The following is a 17901-nucleotide window of genomic DNA, read 5'->3' on the forward strand; positions in this document are numbered from 1 at the left end:
GCGGCCGTGGCCGTCGCGCCGTTAGAATGGCGGCTTTTAGCCAGCCATTGAATCCGGCGATGCCGAACGGTCCGCTGCGCCGGTTTGCCAGCTGCCGCGTTTGACCAGCCAGTCCGCCGAATTCTGCAATCCGCCGAAGGGGAAGACGTGAATTTGCCGTATCGGCCCCTGCGGATTGGCCTGCCAGTGCCGCTCGATCGGCCCGACGATGCTTTCCGGTGAATGGCCCTTGGCAAGCGTCGTCAGCGAAAGCGCGTTCTTCTTGAGATAGGCGATGGAATTGCCGACACCGCAGAGCGCGGCATATTTCAAGAGCGTCGTGATCTTGGCCGGGCCGGAAACGCCGATATGCACCGGCAGATCGATGCCTGATGCCGCAAGCCCTTCGGCCCAGGCGATGAAGCGGGCAGGATCGAAACCGAACTGGGTGACGATGCGCAGGACCGCATCGCTTCTTTCCGCAAAATCGCGTTTCAGCCGGAGTGCGGCCATCGCCGTCTCGTCGCTGAAATCCGGGCTGCCCTCGGGGTGACCGGCGATGGCGATCTGTTTTATGCCATAGCGGTCGAAAATGCCTGACGACAGCATGTCCATGCTGGATGCGAAGGGACCGGCGGGCCTGTCGACGCCGCCGCCGACCGCCAGCACATCCGTTACGCCCGCTTCGCCCGCCAGCCGCTTTACCTGCTCCTCAAACCCCGCGCTGGACGTGACGCGCCGCGCCGCCAGATGCGGCACCGGCTCGTAACCGAGGTTACGCAGATGTCTGGCGGCATCAACGAGCTTTTCCTGCGAGGCCGCGCCGGTGTCGGTCAGATAAACGCGGACACCCTGCGGAAAGAGGCCGGCAAGGTCTGTGGCGCCGAGCACCTGCGCGGGTGAGGCTTCGATGGAGGCCGGAATGATGGAGGAGGCGGAAATATCGAGCAATTTGTGCGTGATCCTTTTTATTATCATGCACCGATTTCGCGGCGAAGTCTGTGCCTGTTGCGGCAAGTCAGGCTTGCATCTGCGACGAAGCTCGGCTGCAACCCCCTGAAGCGCGCTTTCACCAGATCCGTTTCGTCAGGCCGTTCCACAACCATGTCCACAGGGTCGGCGGGAACCGCAGTACAGATTTTCCGGGTGAGGGCGGCTGCGGCGCGAGGCTGCCGGAAAGGGCGTCCTCGATGGCGCTGACGGCGATATCCACCGAAGCGGCGGTCAGAAGCAGCGGATAGGTGGCGATCGTGTCGGAAGGGGATGGCTTCAGTCGCTTCTCGTAAAGCGTGGCGCCGGTATCCACGCCCTTGTCGACCAGATGCACGGTCGCGCCGAAATTGCCGCGGTCCCTTTCCACCAGCGCCCAGTATCCGCCCATCTGGCCACGATAGGCGGGGTTGATGCCGGCATGGAAATTGATGACCGGGCATTGCAGGGCCTGAAGCGTGGGTGGTGTCAGCAGGCGGCAGGAAATGGTGAAGATCGCTGCCGGTTTCAGCAGACTGGCGGCCTTGCGGCATTCCTCGTCGTTGAGCGAGGCGAACCGGGTGACGGGAAGGCTGTGGTGGAGATCGGAAGAAAGACCGTGTTCGGCGATGATCTCATTGCTTCTGCGAACCGTGAAGCGCTTGCCGAGCCGTGAGGCGATCATCGTCGCCATCTGGCCCGCCGCGACAAGCCAGCCGAGCCGTCGTGCACGTCGTTTGAAAATGACCGACTTGCTTTCCGGCTGCTCCATGAAAACATGAATGTCGGGAAACCGGGCCGCCAGCGCATTGATCATGACATTGGGGTTCACGCCGCCTGCCGTCATCACCAGAAGTCGATTGTTGATGTCAGTCATATCACCCACGGGATTTTCCTAAGCCACGATCCGGATGCCGAGTTTCTCTCGGGAACTTCAAAACCCTGTTAATTTTCATCGACAGGATTTTTTGAAATGCCACTGGAACCGTTTTTTGGGACGTAACGTTATTGTGACGCATATCACATCGGTGCTTGCCTTTGGACGGCAAGTCATAGGGGAGTAGTTTCACATGATCACACGTATTCTTTCGACCGTTTTCGTGGCTTTGCTGACCGTTGTCACCCTGAGCTCGTGCGGTAACACCATTCGCGGCATGGGCCGGGACACGGCGAACGCCGTCGACGCGACGCAGGATGCCGGCCGCAATGTGGACCGCGCCGCCCGTCGCTGACGACATCTCCCCTTAAAGGTCCGGCGTCATCCTGAAACACGGGTGACGCCTTTTCTTTGACCGAATTTTCCTGCGAATGTGCCCCGACGAGAATCGCGGGGCGGGCATGAACGGATCGATGAAAAGACTGGCGAAGCTGCTGTTGCCATTGCTGCTGCCGTTTTCGGCTGAGGCCGGCGGACAGGCGGATTTCTGCAGGATCATGGACCATGCGGGCGGTCGTTATACCGTCTGCAGTTTCGATCCGGCAAAAAGCACCATCCGCATTTACGACCGCGATCATGTCTCCGGCCAGGTATATGGCTCCTTCGCCGCTCTCTCATCGGCCTTGTGGCGGCAGCACATGTTCAGCGTCTTCGCCATGAATGGCGGCATGTACCATTCGGACTATTCCCCCGTCGGGCTCTTCATCGAAAATGGCATCGAACGCTCGCCGATCAGCACCGGCGGCGGCTGGGGCAATTTTCATCTTCTGCCCAATGGCGTGTTTTATCTGAAGGGGGCCGCGGCCGGCGTGCTGGAAACGCAGGCCTATCTGGCGGCGGACCCGAAACCGGATTTCGCCACTCAATCCGGGCCGATGCTCGTCATCGATGGCAAGCTGCATCCGCGTTTTCTGCCCGATAGCGACAGTCTGAAACGGCGCAACGGTGTCGGCATCTCCCGCAACGGCATGGTGCATTTCGCCATTTCGGAAAATACCGTGCGCTTTTACGATTTCGCCACGCTGTTCAGGGATGTGCTGGATGCGCCGAATGCGCTCTATCTCGACGGCACCATATCCAGCGTCGATATTCCCGCAATGAAAAGGCGGGACCAGCTGTTTCCGATGGGGCCGATCATTGCGGTTGTCGACAGGGTGCCGGATTAACCTGCAGGATCAGATCGGGGCCTTGGGATAGGCCTTTTCAAGACCGGCCGACGCCGTCAGCCCCTTGCGGAAGGCGAGATAGGCGGGGTGCTGGCTCGCTTTTGCGGTTTCCGTGATGCGGATCTGCAGCCGGGCAGGGGCATTGCCGCCAAGCCATTCGCCGGTCGTTTCCAGCTTCAGGCTGTTGAGGAAACGGGCGTTGGTCTGCTGGTCGAGATAAAGATTGAGGCCGGCCAGCAGGTTTTCGTCCTGCAGGGCGTTTTCCATCAACAGCAGCACCCAGGCTTTATCCTCGCTTGCAAGCGAAGTGAGTTTCGATGCGACCGTTTCGCGATCGGGGAAGGAGGATGCCTGCTGCATGGAAAGACTCGCATCGTTGTCGTTGCCATCGTCGATAAAGCAGCACTGGCGGGCTTTCAAGGCTCGGCATTTCCGCGGAAAAAATTCGACTGTAAGGTGTTCTGCCGTGAGGGTTTTCAACATGCGTTTGTGCATAACCTTTAAATAACGGTTACACTTTAGCCTAAATTGCGGCGAAGCCCAAAACGGTGCCATTTCACGCCTCGCGCTAACACCTTGTTTTTTCACATACCTATGCACGGGGCGAATGGCAGCCTATCGAAAACGCCTTCATTTAGCCGCTTTTTGCATTTGCCTTCGCCGCCAGATTTTAATAAATGCTTGCCTCAACGGGCCGGGTCTTGAAGATCCCCCGGAGAGTGAATAGCTGGAGTAATCATGGAAGAAACCGCTCAGAAATCCTGCTGGGGCGTCACCTTGCGCGCACTTGCAGGCTTTGCCGCTTTTCTCGCATTGACGTACATTTTTGGCAGCCCATAAGCATCTCTCCTGAATGACGGGTTTTGAAACGGCGCGGTTTTCCTTCGGAAACCGTGCTGTTTTCGTTTGAAGGCAATTATGTCGCAGCTGCGCAAACCGCTGACGCTCTTTTGTGGCGATCCGCTTCGGCTTTGGATATGATGGTGGTGGAATCCATTCTTATTCCGGACGAACTTCATGTTTCTTTCGGTCTTTGACGTCTTCAAGATCGGTATCGGTCCTTCGAGCTCCCACACGATGGGGCCGATGACGGCGGCCAACCGCTTCCTGGCGCTGATCCTCAGCGATGAGTGGCCGCGTCCGGCGGGCGCAGCCGTTGCGCAGCTGAAGGTCAGCCTGCATGGTTCTCTTGCCTTTACCGGCATCGGCCACGGCACCGGGCGTGCCGTCATTCTCGGCCTCACCGGCGAACGGCCGGATATTGTCGACCCCGATGCGATGGACGCCATTATCGAGACGGTGGAAAAGGCCGGCACCGTGACGCCGCCCGGCCATCCGTCCTACGTGTTCCGCCCGGCCGAAGATCTGGTCTTCGACAAGAAGAACCCGCTGCCCGGCCATGCCAACGGCATGACCTTTTCCGCCTTCGACAATCAGGGCAGGCTGCTCATCAAGCGCATCTATTATTCCGTCGGCGGCGGTTTCGTCGTGACCGATACGGAGCTGGAGGCGATCAAGCAGCGCGGCAAGACCATCGATAATGGTCCGCGCGTGCCTTATCCCTTCGCCTCCGCGCGGGAAATGCTGGATATGGCGGCCCGTTCCGGCCGCACCATCGCCCAGATGAAGCGCGCCAATGAGGAGACGGTGGTTTCCCGCGAGGAGCTGAACGAGCGCCTCGACCAGATCTGGGAGGCGATGAACGGCTGCATCGAGCGCGGGCTGAAGGTGGACGGCATCATGCCCGGCGGCCTGAAGGTGCGCCGCCGCGCCCGCTCCATTTACGAGAAGCTCAATGCGGAATGGCGCAGCAACCGGCTGAACCCTGTTATGGCCAATGACTGGCTGAGCGTTTACGCCATGGCCGTGAACGAGGAAAACGCCGCCGGCGGCCGCGTGGTCACCGCACCGACCAATGGTGCGGCAGGTGTCGTTCCGGCGACCGTCAGATATTTCCGGCATTTCCATGAGGATGCGAGCGTCGACGACGTGCGCGACTTCTTGCTGACGGCGGCGGCCATCGGCGGCATCATCAAGCACAATGCCTCGATTTCAGGCGCGGAAGTGGGCTGTCAGGGCGAGGTGGGTTCGGCTTCCGCCATGGCGGCGGCGGGCCTTGCCGCGGTCATGGGCGGATCGCCGGAACAGGTGGAAAATGCCGCCGAGATCGCGCTCGAACATCATCTCGGCATGACCTGCGATCCGATTGCCGGGCTTGTGCAGGTGCCGTGCATCGAACGTAATGCCATGGGCGCGGTGAAAGCGGTGACGGCGGCCTCGCTGGCGCTGAAGGGCGACGGCCAGCATTTCGTGCCGCTCGATGCCTGTATCGAGACCATGCGCCAGACCGGCAATGACATGAGCGAGAAATACAAGGAAACCTCCACCGGCGGCCTCGCCGTGAACGTTGTGGAGTGCTGAGCGGGCAGGGCGTCAGGCATGGTCGCCATGCTTGACGCCCGCCGCAAAAAGGCATTGATAGAAGCATGCCTCTACATCTCATCAAACTTTGCGTCGGCGCGGATTCAATCCAGGACTTGAGAGACTGGGTCGCGCATCGCGCGCTGACCGCAATTGCCGCGGGCCTCGAGCCGCACAGCGTCCACACCACCCGGATGATCCCGAAACGTGTCGAGGAATTGCTCGAGGGCGGTTCGCTCTATTGGGTCATCAAGGGGCAGGTGCAGGCGCGGCAGAAACTTCTCGATATCCGCTCCTTCAAGGGCGAAGACGGCATTTCCCGCTGCGATCTCATTCTCGGCCCGGAGGTTATCGAAACCTCACCGGCGCCGAAGCGCCCGTTTCAGGGCTGGCGTTACCTGAAGAATGACGAGGCGCCCCGCGATCTCGGCGGCGGCACGGGCGGCGAGGACATGCCTTCCGATCTCAGGCGGGAACTGGCGGAGCTTGGGCTGCTCTGACGCTTAACGGATTTGAAAATGAAAAAGCCGGCATCCTTGCAGAGCCGGCTTTTTCATTTGGGGAGACGGGTCGGTCGTGCGGTCAGTTGATGCCGCCGACCGCATTGGTGGCGCGGCCATCCTGAATCTTCACCCAGCGGCCGGGATTGGCGGTGTCCTGGCGCTTCAGGTAAGTATATTCGGTTTCCGACCAGTTCATGACCTTGTTGCGCATGTTGTCGAGAACAAAATCGCCACGATCGGTGCGGACGGTCAGAACGGCATGGCCTTCGCCATTCGGCTGCAGAACCACGGTGATCAAGAGGTTGGAGGCGGAGAAGCCCTTGTTCATCAGCATCTTGCGCTTCAGAAGCACGAAGTCTTCGCAATCGCCGACCGTGGTGGGATAGGCCCAGCGTTCTTCGACGCCATAGATTTCCATGTCGGTCATCGGCGTGATGGTGGTGTTGACGGTGTAGTTGACGTCGAGCATCGTCTTCCAGCGCTCTTCGGTCAGCTTCATCGGGCCGTTGTCCAGCGAGGTCGGCTGGCATTCGCTCTGATAGGTCTGGCAGAATTCATAGTGGCCGATCGGCGGATTGGCCTTGCCGATGACGCGCATGACGGCGGCCGGCGAGGCGCTTGCCTGATGTGCGAAGGCGCTGACGATGAATGCGATCAGAGTGAAAACGAAACGGTTGTTCTTGTTCATTGCTTGTCTCCCCGTGGTGAGGAGACATTCGCAGGTATATTTTGACCCGGCGGAAATTTGCGAAGCGCAATTTGAGCTTAAATTTCAGCAAATTAGCCGTTGTTTTGAACTGTATTTGAGTGAGTTTTTACGCGTGTTTGAAGCAAATTTTATTACAATTTTACGCATCCGGGCTTTAGGCTTTTGATAGCCATCTAGGCCGCTGTATTGACAGCGATTTTCCGCGTCCTGCGGTTTTCGTGGCCACGCGGGGCCGGTTCGCGGCGCTCGACGAAGAGGTGGATTTCCCGTTTTGGGATGGCTGTTTCAGGCTGGGACAGGCCGGAAAAGGCGACAAAAAAACTTCAAAAAAACTGCATTTTTTCTGGAAAAAATGTTTTGCGGAGCGTTTTTCGTCCCAGTTCGCGCGGCGGCTGACCGGATCGAGGACGCGAAAAGGTCCGCGGCGCTGTCTCGGATCAGCATGCTGCGCATGCGCAAAATACCCGACGCGGTTACGGCGTGAAAGTGGAGGTTCGGCGGCGAGAAACAGAGAATGGAGCGGCGGACGCGATGAGCGATGTGTGATCGTGACGCTGCCGCGAAGGGCAGAACATAGACTGCCACACCGCGATCAGGGAATCTTCTCAATTATGAGACGATGGGGCGAGCGCAACGCGTCCTGAAAACGCCGCACGTATTTTGCGGGCGCAAAACCTGCCGCGTTTGGTGGAACTACTTAGAGAAATTCAATCAGCGCGTCGGGCGATTGCACCCGGTCGAATTCGACCGCGACGCCTTCCATGAAGTGGCGCACGATCTTGCCGCTCATATTCTTGCCGAGCTGGACCCGGCTTCCGAGCGGCGGCCGGTTTTCGATCTCGATGGCCGCACCCGACAGGGAAAGGTCGATCAGCCGGCAGGCGACGAGCACGCCGTCTTCCAGAACGAGCTGTGCCTTGGCGTTACGCGGCGTCAGGCGGTCGTGGCGGCGGTCTTCCGGCAGGCCGAGCAATTGGCGCTTGGCGATCCAGGCGAGCTGCGCGGCGAGCTTCTCTCGCTTGCGCTCCGGCGCGTTGATGGCGATGAGGAAGCCCGATGCGGTGAGCGATGTCACCGTGCCTTCGATCCGGCCGATATGCTGAAGATAGGCGATGACGCGGTCACCCTGACGGGCAATGCCCGAGCAGGTGAACTGCGCCCTTTCGGCGGTCATTTCCGTCGCGGTGCAATCATATTCCTCATGGTCGGGCAACATCAGGCGGCCGGTGAAGGACACACGGACGGCGTCATCGAGGTGAGCTTCCTCAACCGGACGCAGGATTTGGGCAGTGTTGACCGAACGGGACGAAAACATGGGCAGCGCAATTGTAATGAATGATGACGGTAAGTTTCTACCCTGCGCGAGTTAACAGACTGTATTGTTTAATCTCTACAATTTTTCTGATCGGCAATATCGTTACAGTTCTGACGTATTTTTTTGAGATTTCGGTGCTGTCGCACCTCTCCCAGAGGCGCTGGGAGCGTTGGAACAGACCCGTCAGCAGCTTTCGGCGCGGGGTGTATCGACGGCCCCTTCATTCAGCGGATACCCTGCCGGCGCGATGTCCAGGCGCAGCAGGCGGCTGCTTTTCATCGACAGGCACTGGATGGGCGCGGCGAATTCGGGTCGTGGCCGTTCGGCAAGCAACGCTCCAAGCAGCCTTGGAGCGACTTCGGGGTCGGTGCGCAGCGGCAGGAGCAGCATTTCGAATGCCAGCGGCTCGGCGCCATAGTTGTCCTCCGCCTCGACATCGAAGACCACGGGCAACTGGTGGTGCAGGATGCCGCGCGCGACGCGGCAGGGGAAGACGGCATTTGCCGGCTGCCACAATTCCGAAAACGGGCGATCCCGCAATTCCCGGCCGAACAGATCACAAAGGCGAGTACCGGCAAGGCGGAAGAACGGCGTGTTCTCTCCCTTGTCCGTGAGGATAAAAAGATCACCGAGGTGATGTTTCAGCTTTGCGGGGTCGAGGTCCTCGCGTCGTGGGGCCGATCGCTTGCCGCGCAGTTCATCCCAATAGGCATATATGTCCAGTCCGGCCATGCTCTTCATAGCATCTCTCCATGTTCGTTTTTGGGACATCATGTCCATCCGAACGTCTGTATCTGGAGGTGTAGCGATTTTTGTGCCAACTGGATTTGTTAAGGTTAACAAAGGGTTGATGTTGCCCGATGGCAATGGTCGTGGCATCGGTGCGGCCATGTCGGGGAAAGCTCCGTCAGCACAATTCGATGGTGCCGCCCGTTCATTTACGGCGGGCCTGCAAGCCGGACCGCTCCTGGCCCGGCGCCTTCACCGGTTGCGGTTCTGGCGTCGTGCGCTTCGAAGGCGGTACGGCTTTTTTTTCGTCCGGGCTTCCTATATTGCTCGGGGAACGCAAAATTCGATCAGACAGGGATGGCATCATGTCCTACGGGGACGGCGAACAGCCGCCGGTTTCGGAAACGCCGGAGCCGAAAGACGACACGAACAATCCCGTCTTCAACCTGCCATCGCTGCTGGTCGGCATCCTGGCCGCGCTGATTGTCGCTTATGTCATTCCCGCCTATCTTCTTTCGGAGGAAGGCAATGGCTGGTTCATCTTCACCTTCGGCTTCATTCCGCTGCGTTATGCGGTGCCGTTTTCCCAGCAGGGGCTGGAATGGCTCTGGACGCCGGTGACCTATTCTTTCCTGCATGGCGGCATCGAGCACATTCTCTTTAACGGATTGTGGCTGATGGCCTTCGGTGCGCCGGTTCTGCGCCGGATCGGAACGGTGCGCTTCGTGCTGTTATGGTGCATTTCCGCCGCCGTTTCCGCCTTTGGCCATGCCGCGCTGAACTGGGGGGATGTAACGGTGCTGATCGGGGCGTCCGGTGTGGTTTCGGCGTTGATGGGGGCGGCCTGCCGCTTTGCTTTCCCCGCGCGCGGCGGATATAGCGCCTCCTTCGGCCATCTGATGCCGCGGCAGAGCATTGTTGGGGCGCTTTCCAACCGCACCGTGCTGATCTTCACGCTGATGTGGCTGTTCGGCAATGTGCTGATTGCGGTCGGCGTGCCGCTGTTCGGCGATGTTGGCGGTGAAATCGCCTGGGACGCCCATGTCTTCGGCTTTCTGCTCGGCTTCCTGTTCTTCGGCCTTTTCGATCGGCAACTGGTCTGAGCCGATCACGCTCCTTGTCGGCCGTGGCGCAAATTTGCTTTCGCACGTCCCATCCGGGATTGCATTCATGCGGACCTCAGCGCACCATATCCCATGATTTGCAACCGCCGGGGGAGACTGCGGCGCTGCGTATCGCTGAAAAGAGGAGGAAGGCATGCCAACATTCGTAAAGGATCTTCTCGACCGCAAGGGACGGGACGTCGTGACTGTAGGGCCGGAGGTCAGCATCGGCGAGGCGGCGGGAACGCTGCATGCGCACAAGATCGGTTCCGTCGTTGTAACCGATGGCGATGGCGTGGTTCTCGGCATCTTCACGGAACGCGATCTGGTAAAGGCCGTGGCGGGCCAGGGTGCCGCTTCCCTCCAGCAATCCGTGTCGGTGGCCATGACCAAGAACGTCATCCGCTGTCATCACAATTCCACCACCGATGAGCTGATGGAAATCATGACCGGCGGACGTTTCCGCCATGTTCCGGTTGAAGAGAACGGCCGCCTTGCCGGCATCATCTCCATCGGTGACGTGGTGAAGGCGCGGATCGGCGAGATCGAAGCTGAAGCGGAGCATATCAAGGCCTATATTGCCGGGTGAGGCTCTTCTCGCGTCGGCGGTGCGCGATCTCAGATGTGTTGTGATAGGCAAGAATTTCTGATCGCGGAGTGTACACTTCCCTCATTCCTGTGCTTGTCACAGGAATCTAGTCAGCCCAAGTCCTTGGGCTGAAAGGACTCTTTCCGCCACCCAGACGCGCGTCGGCTGGATTCCTGTGACAAGCACAGGAATGAGGGACGCGGCGTGGCGTGGGAGTGTCGCCCTCAGCGCCGAAATGCCTGCTGCATGCGCTCAAGTTCCGGAATACGCGCGCGCGTCTCCTCATATCCCCGGTCGATGGCTTCGCTGGCGCGATGGAATTCCGAGAGGCCGATATCGTTGATGCGCGGATGCAGCATCAGATCGGGCGGATCGCCCGCCAGGCGCGAGCGCGAAATCCTGTCCTGGATGATGTTGAAGGCCTGCACCATGACGCCCGGCAGGCCGGGACGCGGCGCCGTTTCCACAGGTGGCGTGCCGCCGCCATGCGGTGAGGCCGCGTGCTTGACCACGGCGGAACGGCCGAAGAGATCGTAATTGAGGTTGACGGCAACCACCAGCGCCTGCTCATAGGCCCGGCAGACGGAAACGGGCACGGGATTGACGAGCGCGCCGTCAATCAGGGTGCGACCGTTGCACAGCACGGGCTCGAAGATGCCGGGCAGCGCATAGGACGAGCGCAGCGCCGTGACGAGATCGCCCTGATGGATCCAGACCTCGTGGCCGGTGCGCAGTTCCGTGGCGACGGCGATGAAGGGGTGGTCGAGGTTTTCGACGCGCAGGCCTTCCAGATGCTCCTGCATGCGCTTGGTCAGCCGCATGCCGCCAAAGAGGCCGCCGCCGCCGATCGTCAGGTCGAGCAGGCCGGCAATGCGGCGCATCGTCAGCGACCGGGCGAATTCCTCCAGCTCATCGAGCTTGCCGGCGAGATAACAACCGCCCACAAGGGCACCAATCGAGGTGCCAGCGATCATGCCGATCTTCACGCCCGCTTCGTCCAGCGCCCGCAACACGCCGATATGGGCCCAGCCGCGGGCCGCCCCGCCGCCAAGGGCGAGCGCTATTCGGCGCGTATCGACAATCTGGGTGACGGGCGGCTCATTGCCGGTGGCTTCGGGATTTCCAGCCGCAAGATTATTGTGACGATTTCCCCATCCCAACATGACCGCACTCCCTGCCAGTTCCTTCGGGCTCCCCCCAAATCCCTTGGAGCCCGTTATATTGGTAGCAAATTGGTGCGGCCGATGGAAGGTGGCCGTTTATGTGTTGGAATAGGTGGTGGCCGGATCGAAATGGCGGGTGTCGTCGGTGATCTTCATCACGGCATCGCCGTTGGAGAGCTCGACGGTGCGATAAAAGCACGAGCGGCGGCCGGTATGGCAGGTCGCATCGTGGCCGGCGACGGAGACCTTCAGCCACACGGCGTCCTGATCGCAATCGGTGCGGAATTCCTTCACCGTCTGCAAGTTGCCGGAGGTTTCGCCTTTCTTCCAGATCTTGTCGCGGGAGCGGCTGTAATAATGGGCTATGCCGGTTTCGAGCGTCAGCGACAGGGCTTCCGCGTTCATATGCGCTACCATCAGCAATTCGCCATCGCGCGCATCGGTAACCACGGCGGTGACGAGGCCGTGGGCATCGAATTTCGGCGAAAAGAGACCTGCGTTTTCGAGCACTTCCTTGTCCGCAGGCGCGGACGGAAACGAAATGGACATGGCGACCCCGGGGACAAAAGCGGAAGGTTCCGGAGCGGCGGAGACTATGGAATCAGTCCGCCACTCCAAGATTTGTCTGAGCAGCGGGTTTCAGGAAACCCGCGCTACAGTTTCCGGTCCGATGTTCAGCGGTTCCGCACCATGGTCATGAAGCGCACCTGCTCGGCCGGGTCGTTTTTGAACGTGCCGGTGAAGCTGGTGGTGAGCGTCGTGGACCCTTGCTTGTTTACGCCGCGCATGGACATGCACATATGTTCGGCGTCGATCATGACGGCAACGCCACGCGGTTTCAGCGTTTCTTCGATCGATCTTGCGATCTGCGCGGTCATGTTTTCCTGCGTCTGCAGGCGGCGCCCGAAGATTTCGACGACGCGGGCAATCTTCGACAGGCCAAGCACACGGCCGGCCGGAAGATAGGCGACATGCGCCTTGCCGACGATCGGCACCATATGGTGCTCGCAATGGGAGAAGAACGGGATGTCGCGCACCAGCACCACATCGTCATAACCGCCGACTTCCTCGAAGGTCGTGCCAAGCACGTCCTGAACATTCAGCTCATAACCGGCAAAAAGCTCGCGATAGGCCTTGGCGACGCGCTTGGGCGTATCCAGAAGCCCTTCGCGGGCGGGATTTTCTCCTGCCCAGCGCAGGAGAACGCGCACGGCTTCTTCCGCTTCGGCCTGGCTTGGGCGAGCTTCGGCCACGTCTGGTTTTGCGCCAGCGCCGGGGAAATTCTTCACGATCGCATCCATTCCGTCTCTCCCGATGCGGGTAAAGGCCGCACCTGAATTCGTTTTTCATCGCGAACCCATGTTCGCAGCTGCTGCTATCTGGTTGTTTTACAGCATTTTGGCAAGGCCGATGCTGTTTTTTCGGTATCGGAGCCGTTAATTTGATCACGGCTTGATGTCCAGAAAGCTCGTTAGCATATAATGAGAATGAAGGGCAGGAAAGCTTCACTGCGACAAACGCTGTGTTTGAAAAATCTGACCTGTCCCGTTTTGGGCATTTTTGAGCGCGCCGGACACTTTCGATGGACGATATCTACAATAATCGCATTCTGGAATTTGCCGGGAATATTCCACTGACGGGAATTCTCGAGGATGCCGATGCCAGTGCTGAAAAACACTCGCGGTTATGCGGCTCTAAACTCAAGGTCTATCTGAAGGTCGAAGACGGCACCGTGACGGCTTTTTCGCATGAAGTCCGTGCATGCGCACTGGGGCAGGCCTCGGCCTCCATCATGGCGCATCACATTGTCGGGGCTTCCAGCGGCGAAATCCGGCAGGCGCGGGAAGATATGCTCGCCATGCTGAAACAGGACGGTGAGGGACCGACGGGCCGTTTTGCGGATATGCGCGTGCTTTTGCCGGTGCGGGATTTCAAGGCGCGCCACGCTTCCACCATGCTGACCTTTGAGGCGGTGGTCGATGCGCTCGACCAGATCGAAGGCCGGCCGGCTCTCAACGTCGCGGGTTAGCTGATGTGCGGCGAACCGGGCTGCCGGCACCAGCAGACAACGGTGAAAACCGGGCGATCCCGCAACTGGGCGGGCAGCTTTGCGAAGACGCCGGGACGGCTTTTCGGCGTCGGCTTCATCAGGCTTTATCAGCTGACGCTGTCGGGCTTCGTCGGCAACTCCTGTCGCCACATCCCCACCTGTTCCGAATATGGCTATGAGGCGATTGCCCGCCACGGGCTCTGGGCCGGCGGCTGGATGACGTTGTTTCGTGTGGCGCGCTGCGGCCCTGGCGGCACCAGCGGGCTGGACCCGGTGCCGGAAGAACTCGATGGCAGCAAACGCTGGTGGATGCCGTGGCGTTACTGGAGCCGACATCGATGAATGACTATGTGGCCCTGCTGCACAGCATCGTGCTTGGCCCCGGCAAGCGGCTCATCATGGCCGATCTCAGGGCACTGGCGGAAGAGCTGGGATTTGCAGAATGCAGGACACTTGTCGCGACAGGAAATCTGGTTTTTCGCACTGAGGCGGCACCTGTTCGCGAGATCGAGAACAGGCTGGAGCGCGCCTTCGAAGACCGCTTCGGCAAACATGTCGATATTCTCGTTCGTTCGGGTAGCGACTGGCTGAAACTGGCGGCGGATAATCCGTTTCCGCACGGCAATCCGCCTGACGTCTGCGTTCGGGTCATGCGGGAGCCGCTGGACGGGAAAGTTCTCGGATTATTCGATAAGTCCCGTCAGCGGGAAGAGGTTGCCGTGGTCGGCGGTGACCTGTGGATCGATTTTCAGGGGAAACCGAGCGAGAGCCGGCTGCTGTCGGTCCTGACCACCAAAAGGCTTGGTATCGGCACGACCCGCAACGCCAATACGGTCAATGGTCTCGCGGAAATGCTTCGCTGACCTGCCCTTCACCTTTGACTGCAATGGCAAAAGCCTTTATCAGCCTGCCTGTTCGCTTATCGCGGGCAGATCATTATTCCAACACCACCCGCATTCGTTGGCGGGACTGGACAGGAGCACGAGACGATGTCTGAAGCTATTTCCCTTACATTTCCCGATGGATCCGTGCGCAGCTACCCCGCCGGGACGACCGGCCGCGAGGTCGCCGAATCCATCTCCAAATCGCTTGCCAAGAAGGCCGTCGCCATTGCGCTTGACGGCACCGTGCGCGATTTGTCCGAGACCATCACCGATGGCAAAATCGAGATCGTCACGCGTGAAGACGGCCGTGCGCTGGAGCTCATCCGTCACGATGCCGCGCACGTCATGGCGGAAGCCGTGCAGGAACTGTGGCCCGGCACGCAGGTGACGATCGGTCCGGTGATCGAGAACGGCTTTTATTACGACTTCGCCAAGAACGAACCCTTCACGCCGGAAGATCTGCCGAAGATCGAAAAGCGGATGAAGGAAATCATCCTGCGCAACAAGCCGTTTACCCGCGAAATCTGGTCGCGCGAAAAGGCCAAGGAAGTCTTCGCCGCCAAGGGCGAGAACTACAAGGTCGAACTCGTGGATGCCATTCCGGCAGGTCAGGACCTGAAGATCTATTATCAGGGCGACTGGTTCGATCTCTGCCGTGGTCCGCATATGGCCTCCACGGGCCAGATCGGCACGGCCTTCAAGCTGATGAAGGTGGCGGGCGCCTATTGGCGCGGTGACAGCAACAATGCGATGCTGTCGCGCATCTATGGCACCGCCTGGGCGACCCAGGAAGAGCTGGACAATTACCTGCACGTTCTGGCCGAAGCTGAAAAGCGCGACCATCGCCGCCTCGGCCGTGAAATGGACCTGTTCCATTTCCAGGAAGAGGGGCCGGGCGTGGTGTTCTGGCACGGCAAGGGCTGGCGCATGTTCCAGACGCTGACGGCCTATATGCGCCGGCGGCTCGCCAATACCTATCAGGAAGTCAACGCGCCGCAGGTGCTGGACAAGTCGCTGTGGGAAACCTCCGGTCACTGGGGCTGGTATCAGGAAAACATGTTCGCGGTGAAATCCGCCCATGCCTTTACCCATCCCGATGACGAGGAAGCGGATCAGCGTGTGTTTGCGCTCAAGCCGATGAACTGCCCCGGTCACGTCCAGATCTTCAAGCATGGCTTGAAGTCTTACCGCGAAATGCCTGTCCGTCTTGCGGAATTCGGCACCGTGCATCGTTATGAGGCCTCCGGCGCACTGCATGGCCTGATGCGCGTTCGCGGCTTCACGCAGGACGATGCGCATGTCTTCTGCACGGAAGAGCAGATGGCGGCGGAATGCCTGCGCATCAACGACCTGATCCTCTCGGTCTATGAGGATTTCGGCTTCAGCGAGATTGTCGTCAAGCTTTCGACCCGTCCGGAAAAGCGCGTCGGTTCCGACGATCTCTGGGATCGCGCCGAAAGCGTGATGCTGGAGGTTCTGAAGACCATCGAGGAACAGTCCGAAGGCCGCATCAAGACCGGCATCCTGCCGGGCGAGGGTGCCTTCTACGGGCCGAAGTTCGAATATACGCTGAAGGACGCCATCGGCCGTGAATGGCAATGCGGCACAACGCAGGTGGACTTCAACCTGCCGGAACGCTTCGGCGCCTTTTATATCGACCAGAATTCCGAAAAGACGCAGCCGGTGATGATCCATCGCGCCATCTGCGGCTCGATGGAGCGCTTCCTCGGCATTCTCATCGAGAACTTCGCCGGCCACATGCCGCTGTGGTTCGCACCGCTTCAGGTCGTGGTTGCCACCATCACCTCGGATGCGGATGATTATGGCCGTGAAGTTGCCGAGGCGCTCCGCGAGGCGGGCATGGCGGTTGAGACCGACTTCCGCAACGAAAAGATCAACTACAAGGTCCGCGAGCATTCGGTGACCAAGGTTCCGGTCATCATCGTCTGCGGCCGTAAGGAAGCGGAAGAGCGCACCGTCAACATCCGTCGTCTCGGTTCGCAGAACCAGACGTCGATGTCGCTCGAGGAGGCGATTACAAGCCTCGTGGACGAGGCGACGCCGCCGGATGTCAAGCGCAAGCTTGCGGCGAAGAAGCAGGTTGCCTGATAACAGTTACGGCCCCTTCGGGGGCCGTTTTGTTTGCGGGGTGGTGTAAAGTGGTAGTGATATCATTGGTAGAGGTGGAGCATCCAAACTCCGTCACCCCGGACTTGATCCGGGGTCCAGCGCGATCAAGTCCTTGATCGCAAAAGACTCTTCACACGGCGCAGACGCGCCGTGGCTGGATGCCGGACTTGATCCGGCATGACGGATGAGATGTAGGTGACGCCTACTCAAAATCCCCGGTCATGTCTTCCGGCGCCTGGTCCTTCATCAGCACTTCCACGTCCGAATCCCGCCCCGACGCAACTTTGAAATTGCGCTGGAAGACCTTGTCCTTGTTGCGGGCGATGGCGGTATATTCGCCCTCCGCCAGCACCATGGTCGAAAAGGCGGTGACGCTTTCATTGACCACGTCGCCGCCGCCGTTCAGCACCGACCAGGCGGTGTCGGCAATGGCTTCGCCGCCCTCTTCGGAAACGAGCTTGAGGGTGATCTGCGCCGCCTGATGCTGCAGGGTCGCTTCAGTCAGCTTGCCGGCTTCGACCTGGATATCGGCACGCACCACGGCGTTGACGTTGCCGTATTCCGAAACCACGTGATAGGTGCCGGCATTCAGCCGCACGATGGTGTTGGGCTTGATATCGGCCATCACGAGACCGCGCTCGCCATCCGGTCGCGCATCGGAGGAATAGACGGAGAATTTCAGCTGGTTGCCGGAAATCTGCTTGTCGGAGCCGGCAACGGCGTTCAGCACGAAACCGCCGGCATCGAGAATCAGAACCTGTTTCTGGACATTGCCGGAGGCCGGCACATTGAGCTTCTTGGTAACGCCCGCACGGCCGAAGGCGACGTTGACGAAATATTCGCCCGGCACCAGATGGAATTCCGCCGAGCCGCCCTCGGAGCTTGCCAGCATCGGCAACTTGCCGTCCGCACCGGGAATGGGGCTGAAGACGCGCCAGGAGAGGCCTTCCTTCACCGCTTCGCCTTCGCTCGTCAGCTTGGCTTCCATCGCGATATCGCGGGCGGTGCTGGTCGGGGCGTTGGGAGCGGAAGGGGCGGTGAAAGCGTTGAGTTTCGGCATTTTCGGCGTGCCGCCGAGTTGCTTGAAATCTTTAAAGGCGTCCTGCGACAAGGCTGCCTGTGATAAAACGCCGATCGCGGCGAACGCAATGACCAGACGTGCCGCGATTTTGATTGCCGACATTTTCGATACCGATTGACTTCTTGATTTTCCCGGATCACTTCAAAACCAATGCCGTGGCTATTTCAAGGCCC

21 protein-coding genes are annotated in these 17901 nt (G+C 59.8%); 10 read left to right on the forward strand and 11 right to left on the reverse strand.

Going from position 1 to position 17901, the window contains the following annotated elements:
* Positions 1-36: 36 nt before the first annotated feature.
* Complete coding sequence (locus AC5YUO_RS13940; RefSeq protein ID WP_496153705.1) at positions 37-957, reverse strand: methylenetetrahydrofolate reductase; 921 nt, start codon at positions 955-957, stop codon at positions 37-39.
* Between the two features lie 91 nt (positions 958-1048).
* Positions 1049-1825 carry a formyl transferase gene (locus AC5YUO_RS13945; protein ID WP_496154870.1) on the reverse strand — a complete coding sequence of 259 codons (777 nt, stop codon included), beginning with the start codon at positions 1823-1825 and terminating at the stop codon, positions 1049-1051.
* 193 nt (positions 1826-2018) lie between these two features.
* Between AC5YUO_RS13945 and AC5YUO_RS13950 the strand changes: the two genes are divergently transcribed.
* Positions 2019-2180: an entericidin domain-containing protein gene (locus AC5YUO_RS13950; RefSeq protein WP_003495552.1), complete on the forward strand. Its 162-nt coding sequence runs from the start codon at positions 2019-2021 to the stop codon at positions 2178-2180.
* 118 nt (positions 2181-2298) lie between these two features.
* Positions 2299-3051, forward strand: a complete 753-nt coding sequence (locus AC5YUO_RS13955; protein WP_496153706.1) for a phosphodiester glycosidase family protein — start codon at positions 2299-2301, stop codon at positions 3049-3051.
* Positions 3052-3060: 9 nt separating this feature from the next.
* Here AC5YUO_RS13955 and AC5YUO_RS13960 read toward each other — a convergent pair whose 3' ends face one another.
* Both AC5YUO_RS13960 and AC5YUO_RS13965 read right to left on the reverse strand, forming a co-directional pair.
* Positions 3061-3411, reverse strand: coding sequence for a hypothetical protein (locus AC5YUO_RS13960; protein ID WP_496154871.1), 351 nt, complete (start codon positions 3409-3411; stop codon positions 3061-3063).
* Positions 3412-3803: 392 nt separating this feature from the next.
* Positions 3804-4070, reverse strand: a complete 267-nt coding sequence (locus AC5YUO_RS13965) for a hypothetical protein (RefSeq protein ID WP_496153707.1) — start codon at positions 4068-4070, stop codon at positions 3804-3806.
* Here AC5YUO_RS13965 and AC5YUO_RS13970 point away from each other — a divergent pair.
* Both AC5YUO_RS13970 and AC5YUO_RS13975 read left to right on the forward strand, forming a co-directional pair.
* The gene (locus tag AC5YUO_RS13970; protein WP_496153708.1) at positions 4069-5472 is read left to right on the forward strand and encodes an L-serine ammonia-lyase; all 1404 of its coding nucleotides are present in this window, start codon (positions 4069-4071) and stop codon (positions 5470-5472) included. The two genes, AC5YUO_RS13965 and AC5YUO_RS13970, sit on opposite strands and share 2 nt — an antisense overlap.
* A gap of 65 nt (positions 5473-5537) precedes the next feature.
* Positions 5538-5972, forward strand: a complete 435-nt coding sequence (locus AC5YUO_RS13975) for a DUF1489 family protein (protein WP_496153709.1) — start codon at positions 5538-5540, stop codon at positions 5970-5972.
* Between the two features lie 82 nt (positions 5973-6054).
* Here AC5YUO_RS13975 and AC5YUO_RS13980 read toward each other — a convergent pair whose 3' ends face one another.
* The 3 genes from AC5YUO_RS13980 to AC5YUO_RS13990 form a co-directional block, all read right to left on the reverse strand.
* Positions 6055-6663, reverse strand: coding sequence for a transglutaminase-like cysteine peptidase (locus AC5YUO_RS13980; RefSeq protein ID WP_035260634.1), 609 nt, complete (start codon positions 6661-6663; stop codon positions 6055-6057).
* A gap of 718 nt (positions 6664-7381) precedes the next feature.
* A complete protein-coding gene (locus AC5YUO_RS13985) occupies positions 7382-7999 on the reverse strand; it encodes a PilZ domain-containing protein (RefSeq protein ID WP_400821127.1) in 618 nt (205 codons plus the stop codon).
* A 183-nt stretch (positions 8000-8182) separates the two neighbouring features.
* Positions 8183-8740 (reverse strand): PAS domain-containing protein, encoded by a 558-nt coding sequence (locus AC5YUO_RS13990; RefSeq protein WP_496153710.1) that lies wholly within the window; start codon positions 8738-8740, stop codon positions 8183-8185.
* A gap of 353 nt (positions 8741-9093) precedes the next feature.
* Here AC5YUO_RS13990 and AC5YUO_RS13995 point away from each other — a divergent pair, with 353 nt between their 5' ends.
* Positions 9094-9831: a rhomboid family intramembrane serine protease gene (locus tag AC5YUO_RS13995; RefSeq protein ID WP_400821132.1), complete on the forward strand. Its 738-nt coding sequence runs from the start codon at positions 9094-9096 to the stop codon at positions 9829-9831.
* 154 nt (positions 9832-9985) lie between these two features.
* Positions 9986-10420: a CBS domain-containing protein gene (locus AC5YUO_RS14000; protein WP_080816834.1), complete on the forward strand. Its 435-nt coding sequence runs from the start codon at positions 9986-9988 to the stop codon at positions 10418-10420.
* Positions 10421-10644: 224 nt separating this feature from the next.
* On the opposite strand, the gene AC5YUO_RS14005 is transcribed toward AC5YUO_RS14000, so the two are convergent.
* The 3 genes from AC5YUO_RS14005 to folE form a co-directional block, all read right to left on the reverse strand.
* Positions 10645-11583: a patatin-like phospholipase family protein gene (locus AC5YUO_RS14005; RefSeq protein ID WP_400821137.1), complete on the reverse strand. Its 939-nt coding sequence runs from the start codon at positions 11581-11583 to the stop codon at positions 10645-10647.
* A 96-nt stretch (positions 11584-11679) separates the two neighbouring features.
* Complete coding sequence (hisI, locus tag AC5YUO_RS14010) at positions 11680-12132, reverse strand: phosphoribosyl-AMP cyclohydrolase (protein ID WP_496153711.1); 453 nt, start codon at positions 12130-12132, stop codon at positions 11680-11682.
* A 125-nt stretch (positions 12133-12257) separates the two neighbouring features.
* Positions 12258-12884 (reverse strand): GTP cyclohydrolase I FolE, encoded by a 627-nt coding sequence (gene folE, locus AC5YUO_RS14015; RefSeq protein WP_003495569.1) that lies wholly within the window; start codon positions 12882-12884, stop codon positions 12258-12260.
* A gap of 281 nt (positions 12885-13165) precedes the next feature.
* Here folE and AC5YUO_RS14020 point away from each other — a divergent pair, with 281 nt between their 5' ends.
* The 4 genes from AC5YUO_RS14020 to thrS all read left to right on the forward strand — a co-directional run bounded on the left by AC5YUO_RS14020 (position 13166) and on the right by thrS (position 16626).
* On the forward strand, positions 13166-13612 hold the full coding sequence (locus AC5YUO_RS14020) for an iron-sulfur cluster assembly scaffold protein (protein ID WP_496153712.1): 447 nt from the start codon (positions 13166-13168) through the stop codon (positions 13610-13612).
* A 3-nt stretch (positions 13613-13615) separates the two neighbouring features.
* Complete coding sequence (yidD, locus tag AC5YUO_RS14025) at positions 13616-13975, forward strand: membrane protein insertion efficiency factor YidD (protein ID WP_496153713.1); 360 nt, start codon at positions 13616-13618, stop codon at positions 13973-13975.
* The gene (locus AC5YUO_RS14030) at positions 13972-14496 is read left to right on the forward strand and encodes a DUF1697 domain-containing protein (RefSeq protein ID WP_496153714.1); all 525 of its coding nucleotides are present in this window, start codon (positions 13972-13974) and stop codon (positions 14494-14496) included. The genes yidD and AC5YUO_RS14030 overlap by 4 nt, the downstream gene beginning before the upstream one ends.
* Positions 14497-14622: 126 nt before the next feature.
* Positions 14623-16626: a threonine--tRNA ligase gene (gene thrS / locus AC5YUO_RS14035; RefSeq protein ID WP_496153715.1), complete on the forward strand. Its 2004-nt coding sequence runs from the start codon at positions 14623-14625 to the stop codon at positions 16624-16626.
* Between the two features lie 223 nt (positions 16627-16849).
* Here thrS and AC5YUO_RS14040 read toward each other — a convergent pair whose 3' ends face one another.
* Entirely contained in the window at positions 16850-17830 is a 981-nt protein-coding gene (locus tag AC5YUO_RS14040) for an RgsD C-terminal domain-containing protein (protein ID WP_496153716.1), read from the reverse strand.
* Positions 17831-17901: the final 71 nt, after the last annotated feature.

It is taken from the genome of Agrobacterium sp. LEGMi-208b, assembly GCF_059511785.1.

Excerpts from the sequence above, each read along its gene's own strand:
- AC5YUO_RS13990 (WP_496153710.1), bottom strand. The coding sequence starts at position 8,740 with ATGAAGAGCATGGCCGGACTGGACATATATGCCTATTGGGATGAACTG.
- AC5YUO_RS14030 (WP_496153714.1), top strand. The coding sequence starts at position 13,972 with ATGAATGACTATGTGGCCCTGCTGCACAGCATCGTGCTTGGCCCCGGC.
- AC5YUO_RS13975 (WP_496153709.1), top strand. The coding sequence starts at position 5,538 with ATGCCTCTACATCTCATCAAACTTTGCGTCGGCGCGGATTCAATCCAG.
- hisI (WP_496153711.1), bottom strand. The coding sequence starts at position 12,132 with ATGTCCATTTCGTTTCCGTCCGCGCCTGCGGACAAGGAAGTGCTCGAA.
- AC5YUO_RS13970 (WP_496153708.1), top strand. The coding sequence starts at position 4,069 with ATGTTTCTTTCGGTCTTTGACGTCTTCAAGATCGGTATCGGTCCTTCG.
- AC5YUO_RS13995 (WP_400821132.1), top strand. The coding sequence starts at position 9,094 with ATGTCCTACGGGGACGGCGAACAGCCGCCGGTTTCGGAAACGCCGGAG.
- AC5YUO_RS13945 (WP_496154870.1), bottom strand. The coding sequence starts at position 1,825 with ATGACTGACATCAACAATCGACTTCTGGTGATGACGGCAGGCGGCGTG.
- AC5YUO_RS13960 (WP_496154871.1), bottom strand. The coding sequence starts at position 3,411 with ATGCAGCAGGCATCCTCCTTCCCCGATCGCGAAACGGTCGCATCGAAA.
- yidD (WP_496153713.1), top strand. The coding sequence starts at position 13,616 with ATGTGCGGCGAACCGGGCTGCCGGCACCAGCAGACAACGGTGAAAACC.
- AC5YUO_RS14040 (WP_496153716.1), bottom strand. The coding sequence starts at position 17,830 with ATGTCGGCAATCAAAATCGCGGCACGTCTGGTCATTGCGTTCGCCGCG.
- AC5YUO_RS14000 (WP_080816834.1), top strand. The coding sequence starts at position 9,986 with ATGCCAACATTCGTAAAGGATCTTCTCGACCGCAAGGGACGGGACGTC.
- AC5YUO_RS13955 (WP_496153706.1), top strand. The coding sequence starts at position 2,299 with ATGAAAAGACTGGCGAAGCTGCTGTTGCCATTGCTGCTGCCGTTTTCG.
- AC5YUO_RS13940 (WP_496153705.1), bottom strand. The coding sequence starts at position 957 with ATGATAATAAAAAGGATCACGCACAAATTGCTCGATATTTCCGCCTCC.
- thrS (WP_496153715.1), top strand. The coding sequence starts at position 14,623 with ATGTCTGAAGCTATTTCCCTTACATTTCCCGATGGATCCGTGCGCAGC.
- AC5YUO_RS14005 (WP_400821137.1), bottom strand. The coding sequence starts at position 11,583 with ATGTTGGGATGGGGAAATCGTCACAATAATCTTGCGGCTGGAAATCCC.
- AC5YUO_RS14020 (WP_496153712.1), top strand. The coding sequence starts at position 13,166 with ATGGACGATATCTACAATAATCGCATTCTGGAATTTGCCGGGAATATT.
- AC5YUO_RS13980 (WP_035260634.1), bottom strand. The coding sequence starts at position 6,663 with ATGAACAAGAACAACCGTTTCGTTTTCACTCTGATCGCATTCATCGTC.
- folE (WP_003495569.1), bottom strand. The coding sequence starts at position 12,884 with ATGGATGCGATCGTGAAGAATTTCCCCGGCGCTGGCGCAAAACCAGAC.
- AC5YUO_RS13965 (WP_496153707.1), bottom strand. The coding sequence starts at position 4,070 with ATGAAGTTCGTCCGGAATAAGAATGGATTCCACCACCATCATATCCAA.
- AC5YUO_RS13950 (WP_003495552.1), top strand. The coding sequence starts at position 2,019 with ATGATCACACGTATTCTTTCGACCGTTTTCGTGGCTTTGCTGACCGTT.
- AC5YUO_RS13985 (WP_400821127.1), bottom strand. The coding sequence starts at position 7,999 with ATGTTTTCGTCCCGTTCGGTCAACACTGCCCAAATCCTGCGTCCGGTT.